The organism is Paenibacillus sp. FSL M8-0228, assembly GCF_038007385.1.
In the GTDB taxonomy this organism is placed as follows: Bacteria; Bacillota; Bacilli; order Paenibacillales; family Paenibacillaceae; genus Paenibacillus; species Paenibacillus polymyxa_D.
The window spans coordinates 1-10,885 of record NZ_JBBOXA010000003.1 but is presented as its reverse complement, the minus strand read 5'-3'; the positions used below and the strand labels follow the sequence as shown (position 1 = coordinate 10,885).

At 44.5% G+C, this 10,885-nt stretch carries 20 protein-coding genes and 1 pseudogene; all 21 read left to right on the top strand.

Features of this window, described 5'->3' with window-relative positions:
- Nucleotides 1–831: pseudogene (locus MKY98_RS27000) on the top strand (hypothetical protein); the annotation flags it as partial.
- A gap of 56 nt (nt 832–887) precedes the next feature.
- Nucleotides 888–2,327 (top strand): fibronectin type III domain-containing protein, encoded by a 1,440-nt coding sequence (locus MKY98_RS26995; protein WP_341011499.1) that lies wholly within the window; start codon nt 888–890, stop codon nt 2,325–2,327.
- 4 nt (nt 2,328–2,331) lie between these two features.
- The gene (locus tag MKY98_RS26990; RefSeq protein ID WP_341011497.1) at nt 2,332–2,484 is read left to right on the top strand and encodes a hypothetical protein; all 153 of its coding nucleotides are present in this window, start codon (nt 2,332–2,334) and stop codon (nt 2,482–2,484) included.
- A 41-nt stretch (nt 2,485–2,525) separates the two neighbouring features.
- Nucleotides 2,526–2,933, top strand: a complete 408-nt coding sequence (locus tag MKY98_RS26985; protein ID WP_341011496.1) for a hypothetical protein — start codon at nt 2,526–2,528, stop codon at nt 2,931–2,933.
- 107 nt (nt 2,934–3,040) lie between these two features.
- The gene (locus MKY98_RS26980) at nt 3,041–3,334 is read left to right on the top strand and encodes a hypothetical protein (protein WP_341011495.1); all 294 of its coding nucleotides are present in this window, start codon (nt 3,041–3,043) and stop codon (nt 3,332–3,334) included.
- A 9-nt stretch (nt 3,335–3,343) separates the two neighbouring features.
- Nucleotides 3,344–3,487: a hypothetical protein gene (locus MKY98_RS26975; protein ID WP_341011494.1), complete on the top strand. Its 144-nt coding sequence runs from the start codon at nt 3,344–3,346 to the stop codon at nt 3,485–3,487.
- Complete coding sequence (locus tag MKY98_RS26970; RefSeq protein WP_341011493.1) at nt 3,468–3,851, top strand: hypothetical protein; 384 nt, start codon at nt 3,468–3,470, stop codon at nt 3,849–3,851. The genes MKY98_RS26975 and MKY98_RS26970 overlap by 20 nt, the downstream gene beginning before the upstream one ends.
- Nucleotide 3,852: 1 nt before the next feature.
- Complete coding sequence (locus tag MKY98_RS26965) at nt 3,853–4,212, top strand: hypothetical protein (RefSeq protein WP_341011492.1); 360 nt, start codon at nt 3,853–3,855, stop codon at nt 4,210–4,212.
- 6 nt (nt 4,213–4,218) lie between these two features.
- Nucleotides 4,219–4,881, top strand: a complete 663-nt coding sequence (locus MKY98_RS26960) for a zonular occludens toxin domain-containing protein (RefSeq protein ID WP_341011491.1) — start codon at nt 4,219–4,221, stop codon at nt 4,879–4,881.
- A complete protein-coding gene (locus MKY98_RS26955) occupies nt 4,850–5,194 on the top strand; it encodes a hypothetical protein (protein WP_341011489.1) in 345 nt (114 codons plus the stop codon). Before MKY98_RS26960 ends, MKY98_RS26955 begins: the two co-directional genes overlap by 32 nt.
- The gene (locus MKY98_RS26950; RefSeq protein WP_341011488.1) at nt 5,191–5,520 is read left to right on the top strand and encodes a hypothetical protein; all 330 of its coding nucleotides are present in this window, start codon (nt 5,191–5,193) and stop codon (nt 5,518–5,520) included. The genes MKY98_RS26955 and MKY98_RS26950 overlap by 4 nt, the downstream gene beginning before the upstream one ends.
- 673 nt (nt 5,521–6,193) lie before the next feature.
- Nucleotides 6,194–7,351 carry a protein rep gene (locus tag MKY98_RS26945; protein WP_341011487.1) on the top strand — a complete coding sequence of 386 codons (1,158 nt, stop codon included), beginning with the start codon at nt 6,194–6,196 and terminating at the stop codon, nt 7,349–7,351.
- A gap of 72 nt (nt 7,352–7,423) precedes the next feature.
- Complete coding sequence (locus MKY98_RS26940) at nt 7,424–7,594, top strand: hypothetical protein (protein WP_341011486.1); 171 nt, start codon at nt 7,424–7,426, stop codon at nt 7,592–7,594.
- Nucleotides 7,595–7,662: 68 nt separating this feature from the next.
- A complete protein-coding gene (locus MKY98_RS26935) occupies nt 7,663–8,238 on the top strand; it encodes a MerR family transcriptional regulator (protein ID WP_341011484.1) in 576 nt (191 codons plus the stop codon).
- Between the two features lie 138 nt (nt 8,239–8,376).
- A complete protein-coding gene (locus tag MKY98_RS26930; protein ID WP_341011482.1) occupies nt 8,377–8,550 on the top strand; it encodes a hypothetical protein in 174 nt (57 codons plus the stop codon).
- A gap of 455 nt (nt 8,551–9,005) precedes the next feature.
- The gene (locus tag MKY98_RS26925) at nt 9,006–9,389 is read left to right on the top strand and encodes a hypothetical protein (RefSeq protein WP_341011480.1); all 384 of its coding nucleotides are present in this window, start codon (nt 9,006–9,008) and stop codon (nt 9,387–9,389) included.
- Between the two features lies 1 nt (nt 9,390).
- Entirely contained in the window at nt 9,391–9,519 is a 129-nt protein-coding gene (locus MKY98_RS26920) for a hypothetical protein (RefSeq protein ID WP_341011479.1), read from the top strand.
- A gap of 126 nt (nt 9,520–9,645) precedes the next feature.
- Entirely contained in the window at nt 9,646–9,804 is a 159-nt protein-coding gene (locus MKY98_RS26915; RefSeq protein ID WP_341011477.1) for a PTS ascorbate transporter subunit IIC, read from the top strand.
- Complete coding sequence (locus MKY98_RS26910; RefSeq protein WP_341011476.1) at nt 9,804–10,040, top strand: hypothetical protein; 237 nt, start codon at nt 9,804–9,806, stop codon at nt 10,038–10,040. The genes MKY98_RS26915 and MKY98_RS26910 overlap by 1 nt, the downstream gene beginning before the upstream one ends.
- 63 nt (nt 10,041–10,103) lie before the next feature.
- Complete coding sequence (locus tag MKY98_RS26905; RefSeq protein ID WP_341011474.1) at nt 10,104–10,313, top strand: hypothetical protein; 210 nt, start codon at nt 10,104–10,106, stop codon at nt 10,311–10,313.
- 75 nt (nt 10,314–10,388) lie between these two features.
- Nucleotides 10,389–10,885: hypothetical protein (locus MKY98_RS26900; RefSeq protein ID WP_341011473.1), on the top strand; the 497-nt coding region annotated here is incomplete at its 3' end.

Genomic DNA, 10,885 nt, shown 5'->3' with positions numbered 1-10,885 from the left:
ACGCCTACACCGCCAAAAGGTGGCGATGGTAACACCGGAGGCGGCTCCAGTGGGGGCGGCGATACAGGTACAACAGACCCGGGCGGCGGCGACACAGGCGGTGGAGACACGGGCGGCAGTGATGATGGGGGAGCTACGGACCCGGGAGACGATTCAGGCGGCAGCACGCAATGTGATCCGTGCGAGAACATAAAAAAGGCCCTTGAATGTCCAGATTGGGACACGCTTATGGGGCAACTTACCGGAGCAGTTGCCCGGGCGATACCACCGCCGCCAGATTGGGATAGTGTGGCGGACAAAATCGGTGGGGCTACAATTAGACATTTGTCGGGTTATATCGGCAGCGTGCCAAGTGCGCCAAGCCAATCCGAAATTGACCAGGCTACGAGTGTACCGATGCCTAAACCGGATACATCCACACCGGAGGCAGACATGTTGAAACCGGAGGTACCAGACGAATTTAAAAAAGGAAAAATAAGCTTTGACCTGGACAGCGTGCCAGCGATAGAGACAAAAGACGAATCACGACCGTTTATGTTGGAAGATCCAATATCGAACATCGGGGCAGATCCACCAGGGCAAATGGTTTTACCTGGTGATGATCGGAATAGTTCCCAGGGAATAAAGGAGCCTGACAGAGTAAACACGGGTGAGCCGCCGAAGCCTGGAAAAATAGTTTTTGAATTACCAAGACAACCAGGACCGGAGCCGAGCAAACAGGAACCGCCGAAGCCTGGGAACATCGAATTTGAATTACCAAAACCATCTGATAAGGGAGGAAGCCCAGCTCTTCCAGATGCGACGACTGGACCGATTCCTATTCCGAAATAGAGGAGGGGGGGGGGAATATCAGCAGACTAATAAAGTACCTATTTTGGTTTTTGTGTATGATCTTAGTTCCATTTTTCAGTGCTAGTCATTCACATGCGGCAGCGGACTATTCTAAAGGATTGTTAGACGGAAAACCTATAAATTTCCTAGACTATCGCAGTGGCGCAGTGATGGGAACAACTAACGTCGTGACTGATGGTAATTTGGATAATTATGTGTTGCTTAGTCCTAATATACTTGGTTACACGTTTCCAGGGGCGGTAGATGCTCAATATCTTAAAGTACGTTATCGAGTAGATGGGGGCGCAGACAATGACCTTATCGTGTTCATCTATTACGCAGATGGGTCAAACAACATGTTTAGGCTGTATGGCAATGCCATAACAGATGGGGTTGTTAAACTTGCGAAACCAATTAAAAGTTTTAGATTATCAAAATCTAATGGCTTTAATAGGTATGTGTATGAGTTAAATGTTTTTGGGACACCGGATACCACGCCGCCAGCTGTGCCGACGGGATTTACTGGAACGGCTGGAGATAGCACTGTTACCCTTAGTTTCGACCGAAACACTGAAACTGATTTTAGTCATTACGTGCTGTACACAGATGGTGTACCTAGAAAATATTTAGACGCTGAAGTTGATTTAGAAAAAAACAATAGTAGAAAAATTTTGCTTAATGGACTCAAAAATGGAACAAAATATACGTTTTACTTGACTGCCGTTGATGCGGATGTAAACGAAAGTGCGAGGGCTGGACCTATTATCCTTACACCTAGACTACCTGATACAATCCCACCTGCTGTACCTACTTTGTCGGGACAGGCTGGAAATGAGTCGGTAGAGCTGCAATGGACACCAGGTAAAGAAGATGATTTAGCTGGCTATATGATTTACCAAAATGGGACTACATTACGCAAGTTGGGTGTAGATAATAGGCTTAAAATAACCAGATTGCAGAATAACAAAATCTATAGCTATGAAGTAAGTGCCTTCGACACATCTGGAAACGAATCGGCACGGTCTAATATGGTTTCTGTTACTCCAAAAAATCCGGTCACGGAAACCGAGCAAGAAGCAAAAGATGGTTACTTATTGGTTACTTGGACTGAGACGGAAGGCGCGACAGGCTACAAAATATACTTGAATGGTAGATTAATAGATACCGTGGGACCGGGAGTACGTGAATACCGGATTACCAGGGCTATGGGGTACAACCCGGCGAACCTAGTAAATAAGGGTGAAGCTAGGGCGATTTTTAAGGACGGCAGCGAAGGAGGCAGCAGCAATCCAAATACGCCGCCTGGCGGTGGTTTTTTGGACAATCCGTTATCCTTCATCGGAATTCCTGAAATGCTTAAAACGTCTATCAGCTTTTTGATGATGTACGCACCTTTTATCCTAATTGCTTTGGCTGTTGTATTTTCTCCAGTGCTATATGAGCTGCTGGTCAGACTTATAGCCTGGTTAAGTAAAAAAAATCTAAAGGGGAGCTGAGGTTATGGCTTTAGCAGATATTTTTCAATTCGCTGGAGCACAGTTAGCGTATTTGTCTCCAGCACTCCTGGTCTTTGTGTCCCTGGCCTTTACGGATCGGATGGCTGCGGGATTGATTAGGATCATCAAGTTTGCTAGCAAACGGTTCAAAATATGATCGGACAGTTTCTAAGGGAAGGATGGACGTTTTTAGAACGCATGTTTAAACGTCTGTTCAACTTTTTTTCGTCTTTACTGGGCGACCTATTCCAGGCTCTTTTTAATCTACTCAAGACGCTGTTTCGTCCTTTGTTTGTGTTGGTGGCTATGGTGCTGTACCTGGTTTATAAAGTGGCTACGCTGGCTTGGCTGCTTATCCAAGTATTTTGGTCAATTGCCAAAATAGTGGTCGCTTTTGTTAAGGGGATTTTTGTTACCCTGGCAGGCTTTACATACAGTGGCGAAACGGCTGGAACTGGCACCTGGCAGCCGATTTTAAAAAATGTGGCTCTGGGGCTCAATTATTTTCAACTCGACAAGGTGGCCTATGTGCTGCTTTTCCTGATCTGGTTCGGGGTAGCTTGGGGGGTCATTCGGATTATCGGCAGCTTCCAGATGGCAGAATAACCGAACATTAAAATTATGGCCAACAAATTCCGGAGTCCAATTTCCGAACGATTGTTTAACCAGGGATCCGGATATCCGACCCAATATCCGAACAATGAGGTGGTAGAATGTACGATTACTTTCTGCCGCCAGGCTTAAAAAATTTTTTCGACTCCATTTTCGAGCCGCCGACCCAGTTTTTAACGATGGCCCGAGATTATTTGGATCGGGTTGGCCTGGCTGCTGGACATGGTATAAACCTAAACAACTATTTTGGATTCTTTAGCTATCTGCCTGGCCCGTTCCAGGCTGTTGTAAATTCGCTGCTGGCAGGGATATTGATCCTGGGAATATTGCAGATCGTTAAAGTTATCTTGCGGCTATACTTCGCTATCAAGGCAGGGATATTTCAATGGATATAGGAGGGCATTATGGAGGGCAGCGTATTTAGTTATTTTTTCGCGATTGGATCGGGTTTGTCTCTTGGCGTTGCATGGGTGACACTACTTACAATTTGGGCATTTAACAAGATGAAGAATAGAGGAGAGAAGCGGAATGGCATTGTTCGCAAGTAAAGAGGTATATGAACCGCAGGACGTACTGGTTATTTTCAAAGAGGATGGTACGGCAGCCATTGCCCCAGTGGTAGCTGTTAACGATGAACGGCTGTATGCCGAGTCGGCAGAAAGCAATTATTCTGTGCCGGCAGCCGATGTTAAATCCTACACCGGGCCGCGTGGGCGGATTTTCTTGTATCCGACCACCGTCGAAAATGTAACGGACTGTCAGCGTATCGCGGCGCTGGAGCGGAGTACCGTCCTGCGGCAAATTACGCATTTTGCGCCAGAATCCCCCGTTGCTGCTAAATTGCCAATGGGGAGAATCGTTATCATTGCTTTGGTTGTCCTGGTTCTTATTATCATGATGGTGGCGAAATAATATGAGCGAAAAATACGATAACGCAGACAAGATTCAAAGTGTCATAAATGACGATCTGTTTCCGAACGTACAGCACGTTTCGGATGTAAAACAAGTCCTGGCATTCATGAGCGATTACGCTGCGCCATTTTCGGAAGACCAGGTTAGGGCGCTGCTGCTGTTGGAGGACATGGGCAATAACACCAGGCTGCATCCTAACGGTAGTCCTTACAAGACGATAATTAAGCAGATGAAAGATGAGTTTAAAAAATCTGTGGCCCGGCCTGAAACATTCTTGCGCACAATCGAGGAGCTTATACCAAAGCCCCCTAAGCCTGTCATTATGGCAGATGGACGGATGGTTAAGGGTGGAAGGGGGTAAAGGCCTATGCCGCATATTATAGGCGTTGTAGGCAACCTGGGGGCTGGTAAAACGACTACTGCAAGCATGATGGCCTGGTTGTATAAAAATAAAATTGAGAAACGCGGCGGACATGTGCAGCTTTTTGCGAACTACGACCTTCAGGGGGCCGAACGGTTAAAAGTTGCTAGTGACTGGTTTAAGGTTGCAGCAGCTAATGGAAGCATATGCGTGTGGGACGAGTCGCATCGCTCTTTTGATTCCAGGAAGTCGCTTAAATTTGAAAATACCCTAGCTACGGATGTTCTGACGTTTGCCAGAAAAATGCAAAGTATACAGATATTTGCTACACCTAGCATAAACCGCCTGGATACGCGTATCCGCGAAATGCTTGAGGTGCTTATACATGTTCGACCTATGGGCAACAAGGGGATTATTCTAGATTACTTTGACTTCCAGGCAGACAGTTTTGGCCCGAAAGGGCAATTTCTTCATTCTCGTAGTTTAAGTAGCGCAAAAGTAAAGCAGATCCACGGACTCGACCTGTTTGATACATATTCATTCGTTAACGGGTTTCCATTGCCGCGGACAGAACGAGAAGCAGAAACGTTTTTAGAAGAACTAGAAAAAGCACACGACGAAGCTAGGAGGGCTAAAGGTGCCAACAATCGTACCCGCAAGCAAAATTAAACATGATCCGCAGGAGCTGCTTTACCAGTTTCCGTCTATTCCAAAAATCCGGTATACAAGATTGAGTCAAGAATATTATTTCTGGCGCCAGGTTAAAAACGCGGAAAGTATAGCTGCCATGTTTGGGCGGCTGCTGATCCCGACGAGCTGCCTACACTGGCAGCGGAAAAATATATTCGAAGAACGCCGCGTACAAGTCGGGCGTAATTGCTATTACGTGCTAAATCGGGAGGAGCTCACAAAAACGGAATATTCAAAATATATGGCTATCGTTAAAGAAACGGAAGCAATGGAACAGGAGGAAGTGGGATGAAAAAAGTTGGTCAAAAAATTGATTTGTTTTTTGAAACAACTCTATGGAAGGTGATTATGTGGACTATCGAAATTATAGCGGTCATTGCGCTTTTTGTTATGTTCTTGGATGTTTCTTCAACAATAATGGAGAATTTTACACCGGAACAAATGCAACTGTTTCAAAGAGCAATGGATAATAAGGTTATTGTGCCGTTCAGTGCTATAATGTGCGCTGGTTTTGTACTTATCGGATATGTATTTCTTAATCTGCATCGTTGGTCACACAAAATGGACATTAAGGAATTGAAGAAGAGAATACAAGAACTTGAAGCCTGCCAGGAATGACCCTGGTAGGTTTTTTTGTTGCGAGGTCTAGTAAAAATTGATAGACGGTGGTAGAATTTTCATAACAAATAAAAAGGCCACGTTTCACGGCGGCTTGGGTCTGGACAACCCTCGCTGCTTAACCGATGTAAGGATCGGAGAAACAGGCGCTCGCTATAACATGGCTTTGGTTATTATTGTACCGGATTTGTCCGGCGTATACAATACCCCAAATTTATGATATAAGGCCCCTGTGTTTCCCGAGGATCGTTATCGGTTAACACAGGGGCTTTTCTGTTTGCTTGGTGCTAAAAGCGCCGTATGCAGCCGTCCAGGGCGCGCAGCGGCAAAGCGAACCCTTGACGAGCGGTTCCCAATTGCAAGCCTTGAAATGCCCCTCTGAACCCCTGGTTCGGAGGGCTGGCTCCCGCCGAGGGAATAGGGATTCTAAAGGGCTAGCCCTTTAGCCGCCGGGGGCGACTTTAGTTCTAGGAGGTTTTTGGTGGAGGCTCTAGTTGGATTTTTTATTAGTATGTTTATCGGTTGTTTGTTTGCTATAGCTGGTGCGAAATTGTTCAAATTGTGGTAAATGCTGTTGTGAAATATTCATATGGTGAAAAGTTCAAAATAGAATAGGGTTGGTGTGATGGGTTCGAATATAGGCGCGGCAGCGCCTCAGGCGCCGGAGGCGCCCTTGGTAATAACTACGAAATCGCCGTCACCCTGTTTTGAGAAAAATGGGGATGCGGCGAAGAAAACGAGAGATAAAAGGGTATTTTCCCCGAAAAACGAGCAACCGCCTTTGGACGACCGTTTATTGAGATATCAAATGCAATCGGTGGCAAAACATATGTTACCGAAAAACCGCGTTGGGATTTGTTTAAGGCATCAGATTGAGCGTTATGGCGGAGTAGACTTATACAAACATAGGTCAACGCAGAAAGCTTTTTACGGTGGTCTGATGGTCTGCGGAAGTGTTTGGACGTGTCCAGTGTGTGCGAGTAAAATTTCAGAACGTCGCCGGACAGAGCTTAAAACGGCTTTTAAAGCTCATTTAGACGGTGGTGGTTATTGCACTATGCTAACATTGACTTTTTCGCATTCTTCTAGGGATAAGCTGGATGATCTTCTGATTGCTTTAGGTAAGTCTATTAATAAGTTTCGTAGCGGCAAAAGGTATAATAATATCCGCAAGGAAATTGGATTAATTGGCAGTATACGGGCTTTTGAGATTACTTACGGGGTAAACGGATGGCATCCTCATATTCATTTGTTATTTATGCATGATAATGAAATTGAATCTTGGGATTGGGCAGATATGGAGGACAAGCTGTATAGCTTGTGGTCAGGTGCTTGTGCTGCTAACGGTCTGGAGTGTAGTCGGCAACATGGTTTGAAAATTCATGACGCTGCGGAAGCAAGTACATATATAGGAAAATGGGGCGACCTGATGGATAAGCGTTGGGGCACAGATTCCGAGATGACCAAGGCAAATATTAAAAAAGGTCGTGCTGGGAGCATGACACCATTTGATTTTTTGCGTGTGGTTATACAGGATGGCGATCTTGAGTATCAGGACAAATTTCAAGAATATGCGAAGGCAACTAAAGGTAAACGGCAGCTTGTTTGGAGTCCTGGCTTGAAAGACAGATTTTTAATCGAAGAAAAAACAGATGAGGAAGTGGCAACTGAAAAGGTAGAGGAAGCTGATTTACTTGGTACGCTTGATTGGAAGGATTGGCGTTATATTTTGCATAATGATCTTCGTTTTAAATTGTTAAAAGAAATAGAGGATAACGGCTATGAAGCTGCGCTCGAAAATATTGGTATAAATAAAGAAAAAGCCCTCTGATCGTGGGGATCTGAGAGCCTTCATTTCAAAATTTCGTTGCTTATATTATATCACATGTAGGGGATGTAGAAAATGATTAATAGAGATCGTATGGAAGAGTTAATCAAGTTAATGAGTGAATCGAAAACACGCTCTGAAAAATTCGTCCAGGGTGTCCGTGGTCTGGACGAAAAAAGGGAAATGGAACTCATGGCTGCTGGCTATATGTGCGGTTTTGTGGATGGTAGTTTGCTAAAAAAATAGATGGAGCATATCATAGGCGTAACGGAATTTTAATAGGGAAACCGATATGATAGATGGGAGGGTGTTACTTGAAAACTGCTGATGTAGCAAGCTTTTTAGGGGTAAAACCCGTTACGGTTCGAAAGTATGCTACCGCTTTGGAAAAGGCAGGGTATATCGTAGAACGTAGCGATTCTAACAATCGAAGCTATACGGAAAAAGACGCTATGATGATGAAAGAACTCGCTACGCTATGCAAGGATAACGGCATAAGTATAGAGAAGGGCGCAACCTTTATTGCAGCTAAGAATATTCGATTATCAGGCGCTACGGAAGCGGTGGTTGCTACTGCTGAAAATCGCTATGATGAGCGATATGATCAGGCGCTTGAGCTATTAAAACAGATGTCAGAGCATAGCAAGCAACAGGCTGGAGATATTGCTAGCATGCGCGCACAGATGGAACAACAAAGTAGCGGTATTGCAGCTTTGCAGCAGGAGCTTGAAGAAACAAAAAAGCTTTTGGATTCTTCTTTACAGCGGAAATGGTGGAATTTCTTCCGTCGAAACGCGGACAAGCTAGATCAAGGGGAGCGCGACCCTGAAATGGTTTGGAAAAAAAAGAAGCAAAGGGAACAAGATATCTACACGCCAGGGCGAGGATAAAGGGAGAGATATACATCTCTTTAGGAAGCAACACGGTTTAGATATAAAAGCGGTAATTCTCAGTTTGGGGAATTGCCGCTTTTTGTGTATGCTAAAAATAAAAAAAAGTGAAGGATGTGACGAAGGGAAGTATATAGATTGCCAAGAAGAAGAAAGCCCGTGGGGGAATTAACAATAAGTATCTGCATCAACCTGAAACAAAATGTTCTTTGGGAAATAGAGAAAGACGGAAATCCTAAGCATGTTATAGAAAAACTGGTGAATGAAAAATATTTGGATAGAATTAACACGGAAAATATAGACAAGTCCTGATTTTTTTTTTATAGTAAACAAGAACGGAAAACCTGTTCGCATTTTAGGTATTGTATCCTAGAGATTAGGGACGATAGCCACATGCAAGAAAATTTGTGATGTTATTTACTCAAACGTGTTGCTTCCTACAATAGTTAGAACGCAGCACGATGACAAATAATACATATTGAGCTATCCTAAACCTAACACTAAACCTGAATAGCAAAAAAGCCCTGTTAGGTGCTACCAACACCAACAGGACTTATGTGGGAAATGAAAGCTACCAACTTTCATAATCCCTTGGTCGGAGCGATTACGCCTCGCTCGTCCCTCGATACACTTTATGTTATTTTGTCCTGCCTTGCAATAGTAAGCCGGTAGGATAAGGCTTCTTAAACATGAATTTCGAGAGTCATAGAGGCGCAGCCGTTTCATAGGCAGCGTCTCTTTTTTTGCATTCAACTGGAGGTGGAAAATTGAACGAAGAAGATGCCCAGGCTCAACCGGAACAGTCCATTTCGGCGCAAGGGGATCAAGCTATTACGGTGCAAGAACCATCCAAGTCGGTGCAGGAAGATTCTCCAAAATCGGAACCGCAACAGTCAGTTCCAGTCACGGAGCAGCCGCAGGAATTTCCGGTTGTAGAAACCAAGCCTACGGCGGTTACACAAGATGTGTATGTTGTCAATCAGCCTGGAGAACTAAGGGAACAAACCTTGGTTGAATTGCCGAATGGAAATTTCATAGCTTTCAGCAGTGAAATGACCCTTGGTGATGCAATTGTGGCATCCAGTATTTTTTTGCTTATTGCGTTCTTGGTGCTTAAATGGCTGCTGGATACAGCATGGGGGAGGCGATAACATGTTGCTTTCGAGCTTGAGTCCTCATGACACTGCTGTCGCCTTGGGATTAGTGTTTACAGTTCCGGTAGTAGCTGGGCTAATGGCTAAGTTGCTAATTGAGGTGGTGTTGTATTGCAGACGATTATAGGGGCAACGTTGCTGTGGCTCCTGGGAAATACTGACCTTGTTAAGCTTTTGGCGGCATTTTTCCTTGCCATTGGTGCAATACATACGGCATTTTCCCTTTGGCATGTCCACCGGAGGGGAGAAGAGTATGAACGTTTCTGATTTATGGGATTTTACGTTTTTTTGGCAAATGTTTAGGAATTTTATAGCAACGGCTGCGCCTTTTGTGATGGTGGTTATGGCTGTGTATGTAGTTAAGTTGCTGCTTAGTTCCATTATGTCCGCAGTCGCCAGGAGGAAAGAATAATGTTCCGTTACCTGGTTGTTGATCCTACCAAAGATTTTCCTACTACGTTTTTCACAGCCGAGAGATTACAGGAATTTTGGTATTATGTCCGGTGGTTTTTTAAATTCAACATGCCGATGGCAATGATCGGACTTGCCGTATTCGTCGCCTTTATGGTGCTTATCCTGGTCGTTGATATTCCGAACATGGGAAAACAAAAAGACGATGATGACGATGTTGACGTGAAATATTACTAACTTGAGCAAGAGGGGTACCCTCACTCTATATAAAATTCAATTTCCCTAAGGAGGAAAATAATTATGGCTATGATGCCTGCTGCTGTTAATGCTGATTTTTCGGGGGTAAGTTTACCCTTCACACCTGCTGATATGATTACGACTGCTGTTAGTTTTCTAGGAATTTACGGCCCGTGGATTTTGCTTACCCTGGGCGTAGTATTTTCACCTGTTCTCTACGGTTTGGTTATGAGACTCATGTCTTGGGTAGCGAAGAAATTCCAAACGAAATAATCAATATTTTTTTAAGGGAATAGCCCAGACAAGCTTTAATGTGTCTGGGCTATTTCTACAGATTAGGGGTGTGAAATGAAAAAAACAGCATTAATCCTATTAATTATTATGCTCATTAATATTCCTGGTTTGGCTGCGGCAGCCGCACCACCTACCGGAAATATAAAAGTACCGAATGGGGGATTTGAAGCCGTTGTTCCAAAAGATACGTCTGGTACTTTTCCAGCCAAAACGGCGGGGGGAGGAACTAGATTTGTCCCATCCGAAGGCGGTGGATCGTATTATTTGGCTAGTATTCGGATGCGCGTTAAGGGAGCTTTAAGCGACAAAGTTTATGTGACCGTTACCTTCGGGGATGGCTACAAGATGAAAATAGCTAAGTCGGTTGACGGGGTTCCGGTTGATATTGGGCCTACCGCTTTTCGGGCACATAAAAGCAAGGGTATATCTATTTCCATCCATTCGGATGGAAGTTCAGAAAAGTTTGTGAAGCTGGCTGAATATGGCTTCCTACCGGAGGCAGAACAAGGGGGAACAACCAGCCCCCCGAAACGGGCGGTGGGGGGCAAACA